Origin of the sequence: Luteibacter sp. 621, assembly GCF_050435445.1 — a bacterium.
Lineage (GTDB): Bacteria > Pseudomonadota > Gammaproteobacteria > Xanthomonadales > Rhodanobacteraceae > Luteibacter.
In genome coordinates this window covers 263,028-284,521 of sequence record NZ_JBNDKI010000002.1, presented here as the reverse complement: position 1 = coordinate 284,521, position 21,494 = coordinate 263,028, and the positions used below count along the sequence as shown (strand labels likewise).

Annotated in this window: 18 protein-coding genes, 1 tRNA gene and 2 pseudogenes; 7 read left to right on the top strand and 14 right to left on the bottom strand. The window is 63.9% G+C overall.

Annotated elements, in window-relative coordinates; translation table 11 throughout:
- Positions 1–18: 18 nt before the first annotated feature.
- A pseudogene (locus ABIE56_RS03535) lies at positions 19–283 on the top strand (integrase core domain-containing protein); the annotation flags it as partial.
- Here the strand turns inward: ABIE56_RS03535 and ABIE56_RS03530 are convergent.
- The 3 genes and pseudogenes from ABIE56_RS03530 to ABIE56_RS03520 form a co-directional block, all read right to left on the bottom strand.
- Positions 283–860 (bottom strand): annotated as a pseudogene (locus ABIE56_RS03530) (transposase); the annotation flags it as partial. The pseudogenes ABIE56_RS03535 and ABIE56_RS03530 overlap by 1 nt on opposite strands.
- 401 nt (positions 861–1,261) lie before the next feature.
- Entirely contained in the window at positions 1,262–3,334 is a 2,073-nt protein-coding gene (locus ABIE56_RS03525; protein ID WP_429242450.1) for a P-loop ATPase, Sll1717 family, read from the bottom strand.
- A 487-nt stretch (positions 3,335–3,821) separates the two neighbouring features.
- Positions 3,822–3,897, bottom strand: a tRNA-Ile gene (locus ABIE56_RS03520).
- 138 nt (positions 3,898–4,035) lie between these two features.
- On the opposite strand from ABIE56_RS03520, the gene ABIE56_RS03515 reads away from it, so the two are divergent.
- From ABIE56_RS03515 to ABIE56_RS03500, 4 genes are read left to right on the top strand one after another with little or no spacing between them, the layout of a single operon-like run.
- Positions 4,036–4,743, top strand: coding sequence for a DUF3348 domain-containing protein (locus tag ABIE56_RS03515; protein WP_429242449.1), 708 nt, complete (start codon positions 4,036–4,038; stop codon positions 4,741–4,743).
- A 10-nt stretch (positions 4,744–4,753) separates the two neighbouring features.
- Entirely contained in the window at positions 4,754–7,042 is a 2,289-nt protein-coding gene (locus ABIE56_RS03510) for a DUF802 domain-containing protein (RefSeq protein ID WP_429242448.1), read from the top strand.
- Positions 7,039–7,689: an OmpA family protein gene (locus ABIE56_RS03505; protein ID WP_429242447.1), complete on the top strand. Its 651-nt coding sequence runs from the start codon at positions 7,039–7,041 to the stop codon at positions 7,687–7,689. Before ABIE56_RS03510 ends, ABIE56_RS03505 begins: the two co-directional genes overlap by 4 nt.
- Positions 7,679–8,089: a DUF2894 domain-containing protein gene (locus tag ABIE56_RS03500; protein WP_429242446.1), complete on the top strand. Its 411-nt coding sequence runs from the start codon at positions 7,679–7,681 to the stop codon at positions 8,087–8,089. Before ABIE56_RS03505 ends, ABIE56_RS03500 begins: the two co-directional genes overlap by 11 nt.
- Here the strand turns inward: ABIE56_RS03500 and ABIE56_RS03495 are convergent.
- The 5 genes from ABIE56_RS03495 to dtd all read right to left on the bottom strand — a co-directional run bounded on the left by ABIE56_RS03495 (position 8,082) and on the right by dtd (position 12,412).
- Positions 8,082–8,723 carry a hypothetical protein gene (locus ABIE56_RS03495; protein ID WP_429242445.1) on the bottom strand — a complete coding sequence of 214 codons (642 nt, stop codon included), beginning with the start codon at positions 8,721–8,723 and terminating at the stop codon, positions 8,082–8,084. The two genes, ABIE56_RS03500 and ABIE56_RS03495, sit on opposite strands and share 8 nt — an antisense overlap.
- A 213-nt stretch (positions 8,724–8,936) precedes the next feature.
- Positions 8,937–9,347, bottom strand: a complete 411-nt coding sequence (locus ABIE56_RS03490) for a VOC family protein (protein ID WP_429242444.1) — start codon at positions 9,345–9,347, stop codon at positions 8,937–8,939.
- Positions 9,348–9,377: 30 nt separating this feature from the next.
- Positions 9,378–9,827, bottom strand: coding sequence for a helix-turn-helix transcriptional regulator (locus ABIE56_RS03485; RefSeq protein ID WP_429242443.1), 450 nt, complete (start codon positions 9,825–9,827; stop codon positions 9,378–9,380).
- 94 nt (positions 9,828–9,921) lie between these two features.
- Positions 9,922–11,790: an RNA polymerase sigma factor RpoD gene (gene rpoD, locus ABIE56_RS03480; protein ID WP_429242442.1), complete on the bottom strand. Its 1,869-nt coding sequence runs from the start codon at positions 11,788–11,790 to the stop codon at positions 9,922–9,924.
- A gap of 178 nt (positions 11,791–11,968) precedes the next feature.
- On the bottom strand, positions 11,969–12,412 hold the full coding sequence (dtd, locus tag ABIE56_RS03475) for a D-aminoacyl-tRNA deacylase (protein ID WP_429242441.1): 444 nt from the start codon (positions 12,410–12,412) through the stop codon (positions 11,969–11,971).
- Between the two features lie 56 nt (positions 12,413–12,468).
- Between dtd and ABIE56_RS03470 the strand changes: the two genes are divergently transcribed.
- The gene (locus tag ABIE56_RS03470) at positions 12,469–13,374 is read left to right on the top strand and encodes a lipid A biosynthesis acyltransferase (protein WP_429242440.1); all 906 of its coding nucleotides are present in this window, start codon (positions 12,469–12,471) and stop codon (positions 13,372–13,374) included.
- On the opposite strand, the gene ABIE56_RS03465 is transcribed toward ABIE56_RS03470, so the two are convergent.
- The 4 genes from ABIE56_RS03465 to ABIE56_RS03450 all read right to left on the bottom strand — a co-directional run bounded on the left by ABIE56_RS03465 (position 13,349) and on the right by ABIE56_RS03450 (position 17,989).
- Positions 13,349–13,672 carry a tetratricopeptide repeat protein gene (locus ABIE56_RS03465; protein ID WP_429242439.1) on the bottom strand — a complete coding sequence of 108 codons (324 nt, stop codon included), beginning with the start codon at positions 13,670–13,672 and terminating at the stop codon, positions 13,349–13,351. The two genes, ABIE56_RS03470 and ABIE56_RS03465, sit on opposite strands and share 26 nt — an antisense overlap.
- Entirely contained in the window at positions 13,669–15,612 is a 1,944-nt protein-coding gene (locus ABIE56_RS03460; protein ID WP_429242438.1) for an ArnT family glycosyltransferase, read from the bottom strand. Before ABIE56_RS03460 ends, ABIE56_RS03465 begins: the two co-directional genes overlap by 4 nt.
- A gap of 115 nt (positions 15,613–15,727) precedes the next feature.
- Positions 15,728–16,729 carry a glycosyltransferase gene (locus ABIE56_RS03455; RefSeq protein ID WP_429242437.1) on the bottom strand — a complete coding sequence of 334 codons (1,002 nt, stop codon included), beginning with the start codon at positions 16,727–16,729 and terminating at the stop codon, positions 15,728–15,730.
- 3 nt (positions 16,730–16,732) lie between these two features.
- Positions 16,733–17,989, bottom strand: coding sequence for an O-antigen ligase family protein (locus ABIE56_RS03450; protein WP_429242436.1), 1,257 nt, complete (start codon positions 17,987–17,989; stop codon positions 16,733–16,735).
- A gap of 155 nt (positions 17,990–18,144) precedes the next feature.
- Between ABIE56_RS03450 and ABIE56_RS03445 the strand changes: the two genes are divergently transcribed.
- On the top strand, positions 18,145–19,272 hold the full coding sequence (locus ABIE56_RS03445) for a glycosyltransferase (protein WP_429242435.1): 1,128 nt from the start codon (positions 18,145–18,147) through the stop codon (positions 19,270–19,272).
- Here the strand turns inward: ABIE56_RS03445 and rsmB are convergent.
- Positions 19,242–20,552: a 16S rRNA (cytosine(967)-C(5))-methyltransferase RsmB gene (gene rsmB / locus ABIE56_RS03440; RefSeq protein ID WP_429242434.1), complete on the bottom strand. Its 1,311-nt coding sequence runs from the start codon at positions 20,550–20,552 to the stop codon at positions 19,242–19,244. The genes ABIE56_RS03445 and rsmB overlap by 31 nt on opposite strands.
- A complete protein-coding gene (gene fmt / locus ABIE56_RS03435) occupies positions 20,549–21,493 on the bottom strand; it encodes a methionyl-tRNA formyltransferase (RefSeq protein ID WP_429242433.1) in 945 nt (314 codons plus the stop codon). Before fmt ends, rsmB begins: the two co-directional genes overlap by 4 nt.
- Between the last annotated feature and the right edge of the window lies 1 nt (position 21,494).

The window sequence follows — 21,494 nt, the reverse complement described above, 5'->3', positions numbered from 1 at the left end:
TGAATCCTTCACGCAGTGGGCCAAAGGCAATGGCGTGTCAATCCAATACATCCTGCCCGACAAACCAAACCAGAACGCCTTCATCGAACGCTTCAACCGCAGGTTCCGCGAAGAGGTCCTCGACCAGTATCTCTTTGCTCGCCTTGAAGACGTTCGCGAGGCAGCGCACTGGTGGATGATCGATTACAACGAAGTACGACCCCACGATAGTCTGGGCGGGCTAAGCCCCGTCGAATATCGCCACACACACGCTAAAAATTCTAGTTATGAAGTGTCTGCTTGACGGGGGAGATTACGCCTGGGCTTGATACGCAGATTCAACTCCAGGGCGCGGTAGATCCGATAAACGCGCTTGTGGTTCCAGCCGAAGCCTTTCACATTGCGCAGGTACAGAAAGCACAGGCCGAAGCCCCAGTCGCGATAGGAGGAGGTCAGGCGCACCAGCCGGTCGGCGATGCACGCCTTCTCGTCGCTGCCCTTGGGCGTGTATCGGTAGGCCGTCTCGCTCAGCGAGAAATCGCCACAGGCCTGCTTGATCGTTGCACCTTTCACCTCTACCGCCCACTTAGCCGTCTCCCGGCGCTGAGATGGCCTCACCATTTTTTTTGCATGGCCTCACGCAGGATGTCGGCACTCATCTGTGAGTCGGCATACATCTTCTTGAGCTGGCGATTTTCATCCTCCAACTCCTTCATGCGCGCCATCATCGACGTGTCCACGCCGCCGTATTTGCTGCGCCAATTGTAGAAGGTGGCCGTACTGATGCCGTGCTCGCGACACAGCTACGGCACGGGCGCACCGCCCTCGGCTTGCTTGATGACAGCCAGGATCTGGTTGTCGGTGAATCGGGACTCCTTCATGGAACCTCCTCGGGATAGGTTGCGAGAAAATTCCACCTTTGGCGTCAGCTAACCTGCGGGGGATTACCAGGGGAAAGACGCGGAGACCTGCCCGGGGACTGAGATGGCGATGCGCTGCACCAGCGCCGAGCGTCCAGGGAAAAGTCGTTCCGCCAGAGCGTGCGTGATGAGCACTGCCGGGGCAACGGTGCGCAATTGAAGGTATGGTCAAGCATGAGCCTGACAATTCGGTTGGTGCCCCCGCAAGATCGGTACCCGGTGCCGAGCCTTGATCTCGCCCCGTTGATGAGAAGAACGCGGCATTACAGCTGCTCCTTGCTCCCTTCTCGAATACCGCCGCGCTTTCGGCGAGGTCGGTCGTGCTGTCAAGTCAACCAGGGCAGCCGCGCAGGAAGGCATCGCTATCTCTTCTTGCGAGTTGATCGAGATGATTCCCCGAAGTAGTTGCGAAAGTACGTGTCCAGAAGAGAATCAAATGCCTGATCGGCTGCGTTGTGCTTGGCAGGGCTGCGCAGCTTTCCAAGGATCTTGACCAGGTATTTCGCCGTGAGTTTAATGACCACCTTTTGGTGCTCATTGCGAAGCTCACGGGTCCACGCCAGCTCTTTTTCCTTCTGGAGATTGATGTCTTCATCGCGCGTGATAAAGAAACCTAAGGATCCGTACTCCTTGGAAAGATAGGAGTTCATCTGCCAGTAGTGTTCGCGACTGAGACCTTTGAAGTTTTTGCATTCGAACAGGACTTGGCGAGCATTATGTGATTCCAGAGCTCGTTTCCAGAAAAAAGTCTCGCCGTGATTGGTCCCAACGATATCGCGGCGTTGTAAATTGCTCTTGTTGGCATTGAGCTGCACATTTCTCAGGCCTGAGGCGCAAAGCACCCGAACGACCTTTAGGCACCATTGCTCGAATGCTGTCCAGCCATCCTGGCCTTCGTCAATGTCTCGCAGTTCGGCTTCGAGCATGCCGATCATACGAACCCGGGCCTCAGGGGTCTCAGATTTGACCGTGACCTCATACTCGTCATAGATTTCCGACGCCGAGTTCTCGTCTAGTTCGGGCGACGTAAGATTGAGTGCCATCCAATAGCATGGATGAACGAGCAACTGGCCATCCATCAACAGGTCTTTGTCCGGCTTCCGGCCATCGTGACAGAAAATGAAGTAACCGGAGCTCGAGTCTTTGACGCCGAAGAAGCCAACGCTATAAAGCATGCGGATGGCCTCTACCGGTTCCGCCAATAGCATCATGTCCTGCTGGATTCGTGAATCATACGCATCTGACGATGTGACGTCCTCCACTTCATCGGCGGCATCTTTCACCGACAGGACTGGTGCGTGATTGGCAAAGCGAGCGACGAGCTTGGGAAGTGCAGGTATCTGACTTTCGTATTCTTTCACCAAGTCAGCTAATCGATTTTCCGAGATTGACCGAGCCGAATCGCTGATGTCCGTGGGAATGATTGCGTGGCGCTCGGCAATGCGTGCTCGCCGAAATGCTTCGTTCAGTAAAAGCAACAGATCACGCGGTCGGTAGAGCGTCAGGCGAAGACACTGCTGAAACCCGTTCTCACCTTGCAAGCCTTCCTGAGTCACGGAGTCCCAAACGCGAAGCGACTTTTCCGCGCGCAACTGGAACGCGATACGCAGCCGATTGGCCACTAAGTTGAGAAGCGCATTTTCATCCCAGTGCAGACGGAGTACTGACTGTTCGAGATTTCGCGAGAAATCTTGATCCTTTTGCTGGACACTGCGATAAATGTTATCGCGTAAGAAGATGATGGATCTAACAGATGCGATGTGATCGCGCAAATCGATCAATGCCTGGGTAAGACCGTCAACGATGCCGACGCCTTTTTCGTCCGGTTCGTAACCCTCGTCGGTGCGGTCGACCAATACCACAACATTTCGCTTCATAGCCGTAAGCGTCTCTCGCACGGCGCCCTCTACTCGATGCACCTCCAAGAGGTCTGAGAGGTTGGCTACTCTGCCCTCGAAGCTTTGCTCATCCTGCGCGATGTCGCGCATGACTTTTCGCAAAGCAGCGAAAATGGTCCCGCCGATGCGCCACCGCGTTAGATGTTGCGTCAGGAAGTCACTGCTATCGGACTTCGCGAACTTATATCGCGTCGATATGACCGATGCGATTTCCATGCAGAACGCATAGCGAAATGCGATCCGCATAGCAGCGCGTGTAAGTTTGAACTGGCCACCAAAAAGATCGGCCAGGGGGCGGAGGCCGAGCATGTCATGCTCGTCGGGCGACAACAGGATTACGTCCGTCTTTTCGCTAGAGCGATAGTAATCCGCTAAGCGAAGGTAAAGGGCGCTTTTACCAGTGCCCCGTCGTCCCACGACGATTGACTTGCTGTCCGATTCGATTAGGGTGCGGTAGTCGGCCGATTCATAGAATGCGGCCTCCAGCATCCCCTTGTCATGTTCGGCGCGGACATCCCCTAGCGACTGCTGTCGCACAGCGCTACCTCCCCCATCGGTGGATCGAGCTTACCAATGCTGAGCAAAGATGGAAGCAGCCTGGGAGCGGCCCGGCTACGGCGAGTGCCTGTAGCCCCGGCATGTCTGACGTCATGATTCCGGGAGCCGACCATGGTGCTCTGACGGCTGCGTTCTGCGGTCAACTCATGCCGAAGCGATCAGCTCGTGTCACACGGACCGACACCGACCGCGACCAAGTGCCGTGAGCCTGCCGGTTCAGGCCGGTAGGGGCCGAACAGATTGACCCGACTCGCCGGGGGCGCCGAGCAAAAAAAGTGCCAAGCGCCCGGGAGAAGACGGTCTTTGGTTCGGTGGGCGGCCCATCTGCACATCCGTGCCACCGACGATGGTCCCCTAGCCTACTTCCATAAAGCGACCGATTGGCGTCAAGCGGCAAACCACTGATTTCTGTCAATCGCGACAATATTTCGTGGCATCTCCACGCTCCAAGGCACGCTGGCATATGTGGTGGGCCCACCAGGATTCGAACCTGGAACCAAGGGATTATGAGTCCCCTGCTCTAACCGTTGAGCTATAGGCCCCTGCGGGACGGGGAGTTTACCCAATCGGCGCGGCGCCGCGTGCTACCCGCCGCCAGCGATCTCTTGTGCCGTGATATCCCGGCACCGGCCAGCAGGTAACCCTAATAGGGTAAACTTGCGGTTTTTTAGCGACTTAGCATGCAGCAAAGCCCTCCACGAGCGGCTATCCGCGGATCGACCTTCGTGCGCCTGCTGGCGCGCCTGGGGGAGGTCGACGCGGGCCAGCCTGGCGGATCCCTGCCGGACCGGTTGAGCCAATGGCTCAGCTGGACGCAGTCGATCGCCCTCTCGTCGGCCCTGGATGGCAAGGACAGCCCGGCCGACGAGGCCCCGGAAGGCGAAGCGCCCTCGGACGCACTGCTGGCAGGGGCCCGGGCGGCCCTGGTCGAAGCGATAATCGATCCCCAGGGCTGGGCACGCGCACGTAGCCGTGCGGCCTCGCGCGCAGGTGCCGTAGAAGGCGACCCCGCCACGCGGGTGGACTATTCGGCGCTGCGCGAGCGCTACCTGATGATGCAACGCTCGATTCAGGGCACCACCGGCAAGCTTCGTGGCGAACTGCGTGACCACCTGGCCGCCGCCTCGCCGGAACTGGCGCGGCTGGCCAACGTCGATGCGGTGATGGAAGGCGCACTCAGCCCGCGTGAGCAGCGCCTTTTGGGTGGCGTGCCGGCCTTGCTCGAAGCGCGCTTTGAAAAGGCGAGGGCCGCGGCTGCGGAAGCCGCGAATCCCTCGTCGGTGTGGCTCGATATTTTCCTCCGCGAGATGCAGGACGTGCTGCTCGCGGAACTGGACGTACGTTTTCAACCGCTGGAAGGGCTGGTTGCCGCCCTTCACGGCTCATAACTGGTAAGTCATGCGCAGAAATATCCTTTCCATCGTCGTGTTCCTCGCAGGCCTCGCCATCGTGTGCTGGGTGGGTTTCGGCTACGTCGGCTCCAATCCGTTGGGTGCGCTGGTGGCAGCGGTTATCGCGTTGGCGTACATCGCAGGTGCGGTCGAGCTGTATCGTTATCGCCAGGCAACGGCGTCGCTGGAATCGGCGAATGCTGAGCTCTCCGCCGCACCGGCCAGCCTCGGTACGTGGCTCGATCGCCTGCACCCGAGCCTGCGTAACGCGGTGCGCCTGCGCGTTGAGGGCGAGCGCGTTGCGCTGCCGTCGCCATCGCTCACGCCGTACCTGGTTGGCCTGTTGGTGCTGCTCGGTATGCTGGGCACCCTGCTGGGCATGATGGCGACCTTGCGCGGCACCGGCATTGCGCTGGAAAGCGCGACCGACCTCCAGTCCATCCGCGGTTCGTTGGCCGCGCCGGTGAAGGGCCTGGGCTTCGCGTTCGGCACGTCGATCGCCGGCGTGGCCACCTCAGCCATGCTGGGCCTGCTATCCGCATTGGCCCGCCGTGAGCGCACACATGCGGTGCAGCAGCTCGACGTGAAAGCTGCGACCACGCTGCGCGTGTTCTCCCAGGCGCACCAGCGCGACGAATCCTTCCGCCTGCTCCAGCAGCAGACCGAGCTGATGCCCGCGCTCATCGATCGCCTGCAGGCGATGATGGCGACCATCGAACAGCAAAACGCCACGACCGGCCAGCGCCACGCCGATAGCCAGGACGCGTTCCATGTAAAGGCCGAAGCCACCTTCGCGCGCCTCGCCTCGTCGGTGGAGCAGTCGCTGAAGGATGGCGTCGCCGATAGCGCCCGCGCGGCAAGCGCGGCGCTGCAGCCGATCTTCGAGACCACCATGGCCGGCATCGCCCGCGAAACGGCCACCTTGCACGAGAGCATCAACAAGGCGGTAAGCCAGCAGCTCGATGGCATGAAGGACGGCTTCGCGACGACGTCCGCGGGTGTCACCTCCGCGTGGAACGATGCGATCGCCGTGCAGCGCCAGGTCAATGCATCGCAGGCGCAGGACCTGCGTGGCGCGCTTGAGGCATTCGCCACGAGCTTCGACGAACGCGCTACCGCGATGGTCGCGTCGGTTTCTGATCGCTTCGAGGCGTCCGCGCAGGCGTCGACGGAAGCGTGGTCGGCCACGCTGTCGAAGCAGGTGGCATCGCTCGACGAGATCGTGACACGCAATACGCTGGCGAACGATGCGCTCGTCGATCGTGCCGTGGCCGCCAACGAAGCCATCGTGGCGCGAAGTGCTGCCACGAACGACGCGGTTGCGGCGAGCAGCGCCGCTGCTCAGGAGGCACTCGTCGCTCGCCATGAGCAGGCGATGGATGCCGCATCGTCTGCCTTCGGCGAGCAGGCCACCGCCCTTGTGGCTGCCGTGCACACGGCACAGGGCGAACTGCAGGCCTCGCTGGCGTCGCGCGATGCCGAACGTCTTGTCGCATGGACGAGCGCGCTGGAGAACATGTCTGCCGCGCTGGCATCGCAGTGGAAGCAGTCCGGCGACGACGCGACCGCCCAGTGGAAGCGTGCCGGCGACGATGCCATGGCCCAGTGGAAGCAGGCGAGCGAAGCCACGGCAGCCCAGCAGGCGGCCATGAGCGACTCGCTGGCGCAGGCCGCGAGCGAGATCACCGCGCAATCGCAGCAGCATGCCAGCGCGACCATCGCCGAGATCTCGCGGCTGGTCGATGCCGCCTCGGAAGCACCGAAGGCTGCCGCCGATGTCGTCGCCGAACTTCGCCAGAAGCTTTCCGACAGCATGGTGCGCGATACCGCGATGCTCGAAGAGCGCAGCCACCTGCTCGAAACCGTTGAAACGCTGCTCGGTGCCGTGAACCACGCCTCGACCGAACAGCGCGCGGCCATCGATGGCCTCGTGACTACATCGGCCGATCTGCTCGATCGCGTCGGCACGCGCTTCGTGGAACACATCGAAGGCGAGACGGGCAAGCTCGAAGGCGTGGCTGAGCGCATCACGGGTAGCGCGGAGAACGTGGCAAGCCTCGGCGAGGCCTTCAGCGGCGCGGTGCAAACCTTCGGCCAGTCAAACGATGCCTTGCTGGCGCGCCTGCAGGACATCGGCGAAGCGCTCGATCGCTCCCTGGTCCGTAGCGATGAACAGCTTGCGTACTACGTGGCACAAGCCCGCGAGGTCGTGGACCTGAGCGTGCTGTCGCAGAAGCAGATCCTGGAGGATATGCAGCAGCTGGCCGCCAAGCGCAACGGGGCGGCGAAGGCATGAGCGAAGAGCTCGAAGTCGACGGCGAGTCGAATGCACCCATCTGGGCCGCGTTCGGTGACCTGATGTCCGTGCTGCTCGGCGCCTTCGTGCTGATCCTGGTGGGCGTGATTGGCATGCAGTTGCAGCTCACCAGCAAGCTGGAGCAGGAAACGAAGCAGCGCCAGGAAGAACAGCAGCGGCGCATCACGCTGGAGCAGGCGCTTGCTGCGCCGCTGGCAGCGGGGCGTGTCACGCTGGTCAACGGCCGCATCGGCATCCGCGGCAACGTGCTGTTTGCCCTGAACTCCGATCAACTGCAGCCCGAAGGCCGTGATGTGTTGAAAAGCATCGCCGGTCCGCTCACCAACTACCTGAAGTCGCGCGAAGAGATCCTCATGGTCAGCGGTTTCACCGATGACCAGGCCGTGCACGACGGCAACCGCCGCTTTGCGGATAACTGGGAACTTTCGGCGGAGCGTTCGCTCACGGTCACGCGCGCATTGATTGCAGAGGGTGTGCCGCCGTCGTCGGTGTTCTCCGCGGCGTTTGGCTCGGAGCAACCCGTGGGCTCAAACGCCGACGAGGAAGGCCGCGCGAAGAACCGCCGCGTCGAGATTGCTCCCATCCCGAAGCCTTCGGCCACTGATGCCAAGGCCCATGGACCGTAAGCCGCCCGGCCCGCTCGCCGACCTGCTGGGCCACCTCTCGACCCAGCAGAGCCCCACCGTCGATCTGGATGCGGAGCTGGCGCGCGTGCGCAAGCTATGGGACAAGGTGCGTGCGCGCAGCCAGCTGCAGCAGGCTGAAATCAACGTACCGGAAATGGAAAGCACGGGCCCGCTGAATTCTGCCGCGTTGGTGCACCGCGCGACGGAGCTCATGCGTGAGCTATCGCGGGGCTATCTTCAGCATTTCCTGTCGTACGTTGATGATCTGTCCTGGATGGAGCGGCTGAGCGTGGCGGCTGCGGCGCCCGAGAAAGAGGCGCCGCGTCCCGCGACCATTGGAACGAAGAAGCCGAAGGCAAAGCCTAAAGCACGAAGGACGAAGGAAGCACCGTCTAATTAGCTGTGGTCGTGAGAAGTGAGGGCACCGTATCAAGCTCATCAAGCCAGCTCGCAAGCTGTGGATCGATCCATTCAACGGCTTGCCTGCCCAGCCCGTGTTGCTCGGTGAGCGTTGGCCTGAGCCAGAGAAGCGGCTCGTGATGGAATACCCGGTTCCTGAGTACGCGCATCTGGTTAAGCACCAGGGATACTTCGTGTCTCTTGCGCACGGCTTTAGGGCAGTGTGGAAAGATCAGCCGAAGGTCTTTCCATAAGTAGCCCTGCAGCTTTGCGTTGAAGAGGGCCGACCAAAAGCCAAACGTCAGTTCGGCCACTATCTTGTCGGGTAAGTCGTGCTCACCGCGCCGCCGGATTTGCTGTCGTGCCACCGCGATATCCCGAACTTGCGCGGAAAAAGACGGATTGCTCTCCCAGTTGATCCACCAATCAGACCTCCCGTACTTCTCTGTCAACCTTGCGGCGATGCCATTTCTCAGAGCGACTTCAAGAATCTGAAGTACCGGCATAAGTCCCCCCGCTATGAGCAAATTCGCACGATAGTCTTTGGCGGCCAGTACGCGGCAGCCGCCACGTTGCGCGCAATATCGCGCCATACGCGCACGCGAGAAGTGCCTCTCCATCGTTTCCCAGTCCATGAGTTGTCATCTTCCATCCGTTAGCTATACTGGCGCCGCAGCCCTAGAGCTTCCTCTCCCAGCCACCCTTACTGGTGACGAAACTAGGTTTGGCAGTACGAACCCGCCGAAAGGCGGGTTTTCTGTTTTAAGGGTTCGCGGCCAACCTTGCTGTCAGCGAGCGATGATTATGACGTGAGAGTTTTCCGACATCCGGCGCCGGGGCGTTACAGGTCAGCCTGCCTGCTGAATTCGAATCATGTTCCCCGCCGGGTCGCGTACCGCGCAGTCGCGCACGCCATACGGCTGGTCCGTCGGCTCCTGCACGATATCTGCCTTCAGTGCCTGCAGTTGCTCAAAGGTGGCATCGAGGTTCTTGCTGGCAAGCAGGATGATCCCGAAGGTTCCCTTGGCCATCATCTCGGCAATGGTGCGGCGTTCGTCGTCGGTGATGCCCGGGCTGGCCTCCGGCGGGTAAAGCACGATCGACGTATGCGGCTGGCCGACGGGCCCCACGGTGATCCAGCGCTTGCCGCCATAACCCACGTCATTACGTACCTCGAAGCCGAGCGTGTCGCGGTAAAAGGCGAGGGCGGCATCCGGGTCGTTCTGGGCCAGGAAGCTGGCGTTGATCGTGATATCCATGTTGATCTCCTTGCGGTGGTGTCAGGGAGCTCAGTCTAGGTCGGGCGCAGGCGCGGGCGCTTCTTGATTCCTGACGGGACGCGTCACCTGCCGGGCGACGCACGAGGGCATGCCTTCTGTGGCGTTGCCCTGCTCGCGCCGGTACGCCGCAGGCGACATGCCTACCAGTTCGGAGAAGCGCGTACTGAACGTCCCCAGCGACGAACAGCCCACGGTGAAGCAGGCGTCGGTCACGCTGATATCGCCGCGCCGCAGCAGCGCCATGGCCCGCTCGATGCGCCGGGTCATGAGGTAGCTGTAGACGGATTCGCCGTAGGCGGCCTTGAACTGCCGGCTGAGGTGCCCGGCAGACATATGCACGCCCTGGGCCAATGCCTCGACATCCAGTGGCTGGGCGTACTCACGATCGATGCGGTCGCGCACACGTCGCAAACGCGCCAGGTCACGGAGGTGCTTAGCCGGGTCGGTTTGGCTGGCCATGCGGCCGATCGTGGCAGGCAGGCCGCGCCACCTCAAGTGCCAAAAAGAACGCCCGCTTGCGCGGGCGTTCTTGGTACAACAGGCCGTTCTGGACTTAGTCGATATCCAGGAACGAGCGCAGCGTTTCCGAGCGGCTCGGGTGGCGCAGCTTGCGAAGGGCCTTGGCTTCGATCTGGCGGATGCGCTCGCGGGTGACGTCGAACTGCTTGCCGACTTCTTCCAGCGTGTGGTCCGTGTTCATATCGATGCCGAAGCGCATGCGCAGCACCTTCGCTTCACGCGGGGTGAGGCCGGCGAGCACGTCGCGCACGGTTTCCATGAGGCCCGTTTCCGTCGCCGAATCGATCGGCGAGCTGGCGTTGGTGTCCTCGATGAAATCGCCAAGGTGCGAATCTTCGTCATCACCGATCGGCGTTTCCATGGAGATCGGTTCCTTCGCGATCTTCAGGACCTTGCGGATCTTGTCTTCCGGCATCTCCATTTCCTTGGCCAGTTCTTCCGGCGTCGGCTCACGGCCGAACTGCTGGAGCATCTGGCGGGAGATGCGGTTGAGCTTGTTGATCGTTTCGATCATGTGCACCGGGATACGGATGGTGCGGGCCTGGTCGGCGATCGAACGGGTGATGGCCTGGCGGATCCACCACGTGGCGTACGTGGAGAACTTGTAACCGCGGCGGTATTCGAACTTGTCCACGGCCTTCATCAGGCCGATGTTGCCTTCCTGGATAAGGTCGAGGAACTGCAGGCCGCGGTTGGTGTACTTCTTGGCGATGGAGATCACGAGGCGCAGGTTGGCCTCGACCATTTCCTTCTTGGCGCGGCGAGCCTTCGCCTCACCCACGGACATGGCGCGGTTGATTTCCTTGATATCGGTGAGCGGCAGGTACAGCGTGCGCTCGATCTGCGCCAGCTTCTCCTGCTCGCCATCGATGGCTTCGCGGAAGTTCTTGATGTTCGGCGACCACTTCTGGCGCTTGCGCGACAGGTCGGCGGCCCACTCGAGGTTGCCCTCGTTGGACGGGAAGCTCTTCAGGAACTCGGCGCGCGGCATCTTCACCTGCTTGACGAAGATGTCCATGAGGATCCGCTCGTGGTGACGGATATCGTTCACCACTTCGCGCAGCTTGCGCACGAAGCTGTCGATAAGCGCCGACGGCAGCTTGAGGTTGAGGAACGCCTCCGACATCTGCTCGCGGATCTTGGCGACCTTCTTGTCGGCAATCTCGGCCTTGGGCGCCGACTTCTGGAACTTGGCGTGCAGCGAGCGCAGCTCGTCCATGCGACGCTTCACTTCCTCCGGATCCGGACCGGTCGGGCCGGCTTCTTCGTCGTCGGTGCTCGCGCCTTCCACTTCTTCGGCGTCGTCGTCGCTGTCGCCATCGGCCACTTCGACGTCGGCCGCATCGGCGGCGGCCTGGGCTTCATCGGCGGCGGCTTCCAGGTCGGCGAAGCCGGCCAGGATTTCGCTCAGGCGGCGCTTGCCCTCCAGGTGCTGGTCGTACTCTTCGAGCAGCAGCTGGATGGTGAGCGGGAACGAGGCAAGCGCGGTCTGGACCTGGTTCAGGCCCTCTTCGATGCGCTTGGCGATGGCAATTTCGCCTTCGCGGGTAAGCAGTTCAACCGTACCCATCTCGCGCATGTACATGCGGACCGGGTCGGTGGTGCGGCCCACCTCCGAGTCGACGGCGGAAAGCAGGGCAACGGCTTCTTCGGCGGCGGATTCGTCATCCGTGCCGGAGCCAGGGGCGCCGCCATCGCTGATGGTGTCGGTATCGGGGGCCGAGTCGTGGACCTCGATGCCGACGCCCTTGAGCACCGCCATGATGTCTTCGATCTGCTCCGGATCGACAATATCGTCGGGCAGGTGGTCGTTGATTTCCGCGTACGTCAGGTAGCCCTGCTCCAAGCCTTTGGAGATGAGCTGCTTGATTTCAGACTGTTGCTCGTGAGCTTTGTTAGTCATGCCGACCGCCGCGGGTTACAGGAACCGATCAGTATAGTCATTTGATGATTTTTTGACCAGTTTTCAAGTGGATTGGCCCCATCTGGGGGACGCAAGAATCGCGCCAGAAAGCCTTATGAGCCGGGCGGTTGCGTCGGGACAGGGGTGAGTGCGGGGAAGAAACCCCTCTGGATACGCCTCAGCGCACCTCCAGGCGGAAGGTGACCGGGCCATCGTTGATCAGGTGAACCTTCATATGGGCACCGAAGCGCCCGGTTTCCACCCCCGGGGGATGGGCATCGCGGGCCAGGGCTACCAGCCGGTCGAACCAGCGCCGGCCTTCCTCGGGCGGCGCGGCCGTGGTGAAGCTGGGGCGCATGCCCTTGCGGGTATCGGCGGCCAGGGTGAACTGGCTGACCAGGAGCAGGCCACCGCCGGTCTCGGCCAGGCCAAGATTCATCTTGCCCTCGGTATCGGAGAACACCCGATAGCCCAGCAGGCGCTCCAGCATGCGCCTGCACTGGGGCTCGCCATCGCCGGGCTCGACGGCCACGAGAGCAAGCAGGCCGGCGCCGATGGCACCCACCGTCTCCCCGTCGACCTCGACGTGCGCGGATTCGACACGCTGGATGAGTGCAATCATGGGTTCTGTAGCGGCGGATGGGCGCCAAGCTTAAAGGAGCAGTTACCATTCCGGGAATGCGTCCGGACATTTACCTCCTGTATCTCTTGCTGCGCCTGGTCAGCCTGCTGCCCCTGCGTACCGTTCACGCCCTGGGTGCCTGGATCGGCCGCCGTTCGTTGCGTTCGAATTCCCGTAGCGCGCGCTACACGGCGACGAACCTTCGCCTGACCCGTCCGGAGCTTCCGGCCGAGCAGCACACGGCGCTCCTGCGCCGCACGATGGAGGAAGAGGGCAAGGGCGCCACCGAGATCGCCGCGATCTGGGGCGGCGGATCGGACAAGGCCCTTGGCCTGGTGCGCGAGGTGGTGGGCGGCGAGCTATTTGAAGCGGCCCTGGCATCGGGCAAGGGCGTGATCATCGCCGCGCCGCACCTGGGCTGCTGGGAGCTGCTGAACTACTGGCTTTGCAGCAAGACGCCCATGGCTATCCTGTACCGGCCGCCACGCATCCAGGCGATCGAAGCCTTGCTGCGCAAGGTGAGGGGTAAGTTGGCGCCGGAGCAGGTGAGGGCGGAAGGCGCAGGTGTGCGCACGCTGTTCAAACGGCTCGCTGCCGGCGGCACCGTAGGCATCCTGCCCGACCAGAAGCCGCGTGAGGGCGAAGGCGAATTCGCCCCCTTCTTCGGCGTGGATGCCCTGACCATGGTGCTGCTACCCCGGCTGGCATCGAGAACGGGGGCCACTGTTCTGTTCAGCTTTGCCGAGCGGCTGGAGGGAGGGGAAGGCTTTCGCATCCACGTACTGCCCGCCCCGGCCGGCGTTGCGGATCCTGACCTGAAGGTGGCCTGCGCGGCGCTGAATCGCGGTGTGGAGCAGTGCGTGGAGCTGGCGTTCTCGCAGTACCAGTGGCATTACAAGCGCTTCACCGCCCACGATCGCCCGGACCCCTACAAGGTCAGCGCTTCCGCGACAGCCGGTTGAGGAACACCGCCATTTCCTTGCTGGCCTGCAGGTCGCCGCGCGCTGTGGCGGCATCGATACCCTGCTGCCACGCATGGGCAGCGCCGTCTTCGTTATCCATGGCGAGCAACGCCTTGCCCAGCAGCTTCCACGCCGCCGAGTAGGTCGGGTCGAACACGAGCGCTTCGCGGAACGCGTGCACGGCGGCCTCGTACTGGCCATCGGCAAGCAACGCATTGCCGATGGAAAAACGCAGCAGCGCGCCATCGCGTACGCCACCGACCTGCGCGCGAAGGCGATCGATCAGCGGATCGGTCATCGGGCGGCTGCGCGCGTGCGCCAGTAATCGAGCGGATACAGCTGCGTGGGAACGCTCGGCTCGACGGGCACGCGGCCGTCCTGCAGGGCATCCAGGGTGGCGGCATCCCAGATCATGAGCCAGCCGGTACGCGATGGCTGGATAAGCCGCGCGAACCGGTAGGCCGTCGCCGGGGGATGCTTGGCGTAAGAGACGATCAACCCATCGGGATGGTGCTGGGCAAAGTCGCTGAGGCTGTCGCCGTCGTGGACCACGTCGTCGTCATCGTCGTCGCTGGATTCGGCCGCCATGCCCGGCTGCACCTTGATCTTGGCGATGGGGTGCATGAGCCTGCCGGCGAAGTGATATTGGCCGTTATACGACACGCCCAGGTTGGCGATAGGGCGGCCGGCGCTATCCGCCTGCGCCAGATAGAGCGAGGCGGGCGTGAGGTCGTAGCGGTACCAAAGGCCCATGGTGAACAGGGCATTGAGCGCCACGGTGCCGATCAGGCCGGCGAACGCCAGCCGGCGCATTTCGCCACGGCCGCGCAGCAACAGCAGCGCGCCCAGCACAATGAACACGACGCCGAAGAAGCGTGCGTACGGCGCCATGCCCGTGAGCCAGATGTTGTCCGGGAAGCGCGTGGGCACGACGGCGGGCATCGCGAACAAGACGATCGCGAGCAGGAATGCGCCAAGGGAAAGCGGCCATGTGCCGAGTGCCCAATGGTTCGCGAGCCCCGGGTGGCGTTCGCGCAGATCGGCGACGCATGCAGCCACCAGCATGGTGACGCCGCCCAGTTCGGGTAGCACGTAATACAACTGCTTGCCCGTGATCAGCGAGAACACAAGGAACGTCGGCAACAACCAGCACACGAGGAAACGCAGCCCAGGTTCGAGGGGCTGACGTAGCAGGGCGATAAACAACGGCACCACAAGCAACAGCACCAGCGCCTTGTCCACGATGGCCGGGAAGTGCGCGAACATCGAAACCAACAGCAGCGCGAGGGCGGCGCCGGTGCAGGCCAGGGCAGCCGATGCGCCCGGGCGCCAGGGTTTGCGCAACAGCGTGGTGGGAAGCGCCACGATGCCCCGGAGCCAGCCACTCAACGGAAAAACAATGACCGGCAGGAACAGGAGGTAGTACCAGGCGGGGTGCGCATGGTTCTGCAGGTCGCGGGCATGTGTATCGACCACACGTCCGGCGGTTTGCGTGAAGAACAGCCGCTGCCTGTAGGCCTCGCCTCCCGCTTCACCGGCCGGGATGGCCCATGCCAACAGGATGGCGCAGCCGATCAGCAGCCCTACCAGGCCCATGCCGTACCAGCGGCCCTTGTTCTGCCGTGCCCAGTCATTCCAAAGCGGGCCCAGCAGGAACGGGAACAGGACATGCAGGAGCATGACCGGGCCTTTGGTCAGCAGGCCGGCCCCTACAAGCAGGCCGAACAGCCACCAGCGTGGCGCCGGCCGGGTCGAGGTGGGCGTAAGGCTAAGCAGCGCTGCCAGCACCCATACGCAGAGCAGTACCTCGTACATGATCTGCAGGCCGAACAGGAACGCGTACGCGAAGCCCATCAGTAGCCACGGCGTGGCCTTGGCGACCCAGGGGCGCGCGGGAAACAGCCGGCTGGCGAGCAACGAGGCAAGCACGAGCTGCGCACCGCCGAAAATCACTTCCAGGATGCGCGGCCACACATCGCTCACACCGAAGATCGCCCAGCCGGCATGGATCATCCAGAACAGCAACGGAACCTTTTCGCTATACGCTTCGCCGTTGATATGGGGCACCAGCCACTGGTGGTGAGCCCACATATCCCACGCAACGGCTAGCGTGCGCGTCGAGAACATCGGCATGGGGCCGTGCGAAAAGATGGCAAGCAAGGCCATGGCCGCCCACAGCGGCAGCCAGGGCCACAGGGCGCGAAGATGTTCCGAGCGGGTATAGGCGCTGTTGGACAAGGGCGTCGTCACCGTTAAAGGATCATGAATTCTAAACGCACGATCACGAGAATAGCTGACTTACGTGGTACAGCCTGGCTTGTCGGCGGAGCGTCTAGGGTAGGCCGGGAGCGCCTCAGCGTTGCAGCAGGTCGTCGATCGCGCGGCCCAGCCGCTGCGGGAATCCGGCCTGGTTGGCCTCGTACCAGGCACGGGCGGCACCACCCAGGGCCAGCGCCTCGTCGTCGCTCATGCGGATGATGCGCTCGACACAGGCCTCAAGCGCCTCCTCATCGAAGCGCCACAGGGTTGCCGCATTAAGCGTGCCGTTTTCGTGCGCGGCGACACGCATGCCGCGGTCATCGGTCACCAGTTCGTTCATCGGCGCGCCATCCGTCGCGAGCACGACCGCGCCGCAACTCATCGCTTCAACGATGTAGTGGCCCCAGCCTTCGGCTTCGGAAAGGCAGAGATGGAACAGGTGGGCATTCTGAAGACGCCGGATTTCTTCGATATCGGAGAGGAACGTGACCTGGTGGTCGAGGTTGGCCGCCGCCGGTGGGCGATCGGCCGCGGCTACCGAGGGCGATTGCAGCACGTGCAGGGTCGGCCATTCCGGATGCCTGCGCCACACGGCCAGCAGCCACTCCGTGCCCTTCATGCGGCTACCCCCGGCCAGGTGCAGGAACGCACGGTCGCGAGGCACGCCATCGCGCCGGCAATCGGTGCTGATGAATCCGATCTGTGCCGTGGGCAACCCCATGGCACCGAACGTAACCCGCGCACTGTCGGTCTTGCACAGGATGGTGTCGAAGCGGTGCAGGTGGCGACGATCGCGGCGGCTCAGCCACTCAGGGTGCGGGATCAGCGCATTGCGCCGCGACATCGGCAGGTAGCCGGGGTGGACATGTTCGATGGTGAGGCCAAGGTCGTAACGGGCAGGGCCCTTACCCAGCAGCCAGCGCGCGCGCATGGCGAGCCGCTGGCCCCAGGCGCGCCACGCCAGCCCATGGTTGCGCTGGGGGGTGCGCGTGACTGTCACCTGGTGGCCGAGGTCGCGCAGGGCTTGTTCGAAAAGCCGGATATCGTGGGTGAGCCCACGGCCATTATCCCAGGCAATGAGGTTGATCGATGCCATGGCTCAGCGGGCCCTGTTCAATGGTTCGCGTAACGCAAGCGCCCGCCCGATGTGGACGGCTAGCCCGAGCGTGAGGAAAAAATAAAGCGAGTGGGGCATGGCGCGATAGAACACGTTATCGGTCAGCGCACATAACGCGTACATGCCCGTCACCGCCAGGCCGGCGCAGGCGGGCATGGCGACGCCATTCTCGCGGTGGAGCGCATGGCGGCCAAAAAACCACAACGCGGAGCCAAACATGAAAAGGAGGAGCACCAGTGCGGGAATGCCGCCGGTCACGGCCCACTCCAGGTATTCACTGTGCGGGTGGTCGTAGCGTTCAATGGAATTGGCGGCCTTGCCTTCGGCGATACGGCCGCGGGCATAGGCGCCGAACTGGTTCAGGCCCACCCCGGCAAGCGGGTGTTCCGCGACCGCCGAGCCCGCATTGCGCCACATTTCCAGGCGCTCGCGGACAGCGCCCGTCGCGTCCTGCTCGCTGTACGTGGAAACTTCTTCGGAAACGGCGGCAAAACGCTCGGCCACTTCGCCGTGCAAGATGGTGGTGGCAGCACCAGCCACCGCGACGCCCAGCAACAGCACCACGGCCGCCTGCCGCCAGCGGTGCGTACGGCGCGCTTGCAGCAGCACCAGGGCGATGAACACCGGAATGCACGCGAGCAAGGGGCCGCGGCTCTGCGTAAGCAGGGCGCCATAAATGCCCAGCGCGGCAAAGGCGCCATGCATCAGGCGCTCGCCGCTGCGTAGCTCCACGCGCAGTGCCTGGATCGTGCTGATCAGCGACAGCACCAGGATGAACATGCAGAACTCGATCGCACCCCACAGGCCATTGTTGATGCCGTAGACGCGGTCGATGCCCTCTATGTAGTGCTGCTCGATGCAGATAAGCCCCAGGGCGCCGGCCGATGCGCTGAAGCCGAGGCGCAGCACGATGGGGCGTAGCGGGGCCGCGAAGCAGGCGGCGATGGGTATGAACGCAAGGATGTGCGACATGACATCGAACTGCCGGAGTGAGATGCCATGCGCCAGGGTGTTGATGAGCCAGAACACAAACGCCAGCGCGACCGGCGCCACGACCGGGGCGCCACGGCGGAACGCCTGGCGTGCCTCGGCCTGGGTGGCCAGCATCCAGATGCCGGCCACCAGCAAAATGGCGGCCGGCAACGCTTTCGCCTTGAACGGGAGCGCGAACGAAAGCGGCATGATGGCGATCAGCAGCGACAGGATCCAGGGGCGCCACGCGTTCGGTTTATCTTGCACTCGGCACCTTGCATCTGTGGACGGCCGCGAAGGGCCCGCTCGCCGCCCGGGCGGGAAGGCCGGGCACGCGAGGCATGTTACTTTACCGGATCGCGGATGCCGCTCCGTGCATACACGGTGGTCCGGCCGCAATTCAGCTAGCGCAAAGGTCGGGAATGAAGGTCCTGTTCACCAATTTCCACGCCGGTGACGGCGGGGGCCACACCACCTACGTCACGGCCCTGGCCCGCGGGCTTGCGGCGCGGCACACGGTTCATGTCGCGGCGCCCCCGGGGAGTCGCCTCAACCGGGAGGCGCGGGCCATTGATGGTGTTGGCGTCCTCGACCAGCCTTTTCCCAACGGCCTTGGGAAGCTCGCAGCCCGCCGCCGCGCGTTGCGCCAGTTGGGTGGCTGGCTTCGCCAGAACCCCGTCGATATCGTCCATGTAAATGGCTCGGCCGACCACCGGCTGGTGATAGCGGCCGTGCGTGGCCTGCCGAAGCGCCCCGCCATCGTCCTCACCAAGCACAACTCCAAGCCGATGACGGGGCTGGGGCACCGCTGGCGCGCCCGGTTCGGCACGGACATGGTCATCGCTGTCTGCGAGTTCGTGCGCCGGCAACTTGAGGCGTCCCCCTACGCGCGATGCAGGCTTGCCACGGTCTTCAATGGGGTGGATATCCACCGCTTCGCGCCACTGGCCGCCACGCCGGATGATCGGGCCGCGTGGCTCGCGCCCGCCACCGAGGGCACCGCGCTGCTTATCGGCAGCAATGCGGGTACGGCGCGGTACAAGGGCTGGATGGACCTGCTGGAGGCGCTTGCCGGGCTGCGGCCGGACGAGCGTGAACATTTCCGCGTGGTGCTCGCGGGTGGCTTGCCTGGCGCCGATGATCTGGCCCGGGTAGAGGCGCTGGGGATTGCCCACCTCGTACATTTCACCGGCCGCCTTGACGACGTCCGGCCCATGGTGGCGTGCCTGGATGCAGGTTTCGTTTTGTCGTGGGACGTGGAAACCATCTCGTTCGCATGCCGCGAAATGATGGCCATGGGCAAGCCCGTGCTGGTCAGCGATTACGCGGGATTGCCCGAGAACATCCGGCTGGGGAGCGATGGCTGGGTAGTTCCGGTACGCGACCGCGCGGCTATCGCGGCGGCGCTGCGCGCCTTGTGGTCAAAGCGGTCGGGGCTTGCCGCGATGGGCCATGCGGCGCGTGACCATGCGCTGGCTGAATTCGGCCTCGAACATTTCGTGGACGAAACAGAAAAGGCCTACGCAGGCCTTCTCTCGAGCAGGGCGTAATACATCCCGTCCAGGTCGCCATCGCCGGGCAGGATCTGCCAGCCGACGGCGGCCGCCTGGCCGACCGGCAAGGTAAAAGGCACGATCGTGGCGTCATCGCGGCTGTCGACGAACGCACTGACGACCCCTTCGTTCTCGCGGCGAAGCAACGAACAGGTGACGTAGAGCAGCCTGCCGCCGGGGGCTAGCGTTTCCCAGCACGCGGAAAGAATCCGTGCTTGCTGTGCTACCAGCGCATCGATATCGGTGGCGCGGCGGTGCAGGCGCACATCGGGTCGACGACGGATCACGCCTGTGGCCGAACAGGGCGCGTCGATCATGATCCGGTCGAACGGGCGCCCGTCCCACCATGCCGAGGCATCCCCGGCATCCGCCACGGCGACCTCCGCCTGAAGGTGCAGGCGCTCAAGGTTCTGGCGGATGCGCGTCGCGCGTCCTGCCTCGTATTCCACGGCCAGCAGGGCGACATCGGCACGCTCCAGCACATGGCAGGCTTTGCCGCCCGGCGCAGCACATGCATCGAGCACTCGCTGGCCGGTGACCACGCCAAGCAGGTCCACGGGTACCTGCGCCGCGCCGTCCTGCACGGCGAACTGGCCGTCGGTGAAGCCCGGAAGCCGCGTGATATCAGTGCTATGCGGTAACACCAGGCCATCGGCGAGCCAGGGGTGTAGCGCTGCCTCGTGCCCGGCTTCCACCAGGGCTGCGGCCACCTCTTCGCGGCGCGCGCGGCGGCGGTTCACCCGCAACATCAGCGGTGGTTCGGTGTTGGCCGCGGCCAGGATGGCATCGGCATGCGCCGGCCAGTCGCTGGCGATAGCATCCGCTAGCCACGCGGGATGGGCGTGCCGGGTTGCCGGGTTGGCATCGAGCTGGGCGTTTAGTGCCTCGCGCTCGCGTTGCCAGCGGCGCAGCACAGCGTTTACCAGGCCTGCCAGGCGAGGGCGGCGCAGCTCGCGCGCGGCCTCGACCGTTGCCGCCACGGCGGCGTAGCCGGGCAGCTCCAGGGTTTCCAGTTGCACCAGGCCCGTGACCAGCAGCGCGTGGATGACCGGTTCGCTGCGCCGGATGGGTTTATCCAGCAGGCGATCCAGCGCCGCATCAAAACGCGGCCACCAACGGGCCCCGTCATTCAGCAGTGCGGTGAGCAAGGCGCGGTCACGGGAATCGGGCAACCGGGGAAGCGCACGATCGGCGGCCTCGCGGAGTGAGTGCCCGGAAAGCGCAATGCTCGCCAGGGCCTCCGCGGCAAGCGCCCGAACCGACAAGCCCTTACTCACGAAGCGGCCTGCTTGAGCTCCGGCCGCGCGTTGAGGTAGTCGGCGGCGCCAATGCGGCGGCCGCCGGCACGTTGGACGGCGGTAAGGCGCAGCGCGCCCTCGCCACAGGCGATGTCGATGCCATCGCGCGTGGCGGCGAGCACGCTTCCGGGCAGTGCACCGGGGCGCCCGGCGACGGCGCGGGCAGCCCAGACACGCAGCCGCTCCCCGGCGATATCACCTTCCGCGACCGGCCAGGGGTCGAAGGCCCGCACCATGCGTTCGAGCATGATGGCAGGCTGGCTGAAATCGAGCCGGGCTTCGGCCTTGTCGAGCTTGTGGGCGTAGGCCACGCCTTCGTCGGCCTGGGTACGCGCGACCAGGGTCTCGCCGGCCATAACCCTGCGCAGCCCTTCCGCCAGCGCGTCAGCGCCAAGCTGGGAAAGGCGATCGTGCAGGCTGCCGCCGGTTTCGTTGGCCGTGATCGGGGTCCTGCGTTCCACGAGCACCGGGCCGGTGTCCAGCCCCGCCTCCATCTGCATCAGATCGACGCCGCTTTCGTGATCGCCGGCCAGGATCGCGCGCTGGATGGGGGCCGCGCCACGCCACCGTGGCAGCAGCGACGCATGAACGTTCCAGCAGCCCAGCCGGGGGATGGCGAGAACCTTGCGCGGGAGGATGAGTCCGTACGCCACCACGACCATCAGATCGGGCGCATAGGCGGCAAGGCGGCCACGGTCGGCCTCGGCCTTGAACGATTCGGGCTGTTCCACCGCGATGCCGGCCGCAAGCGCGGCTTCTTTCACCGGGCTGGCGGCGAGCTTGCGCCCGCGCCCAGCGGGACGATCGGGTTGGGTGTAAACGGCCACGACCTCGGCACCGGAGGCGCGGCAGGCTTCAAGGCAAGGAACGGCGAATTCAGGTGTTCCAGCGAACACCACGCGCAGGGAGGTCACCGCCATG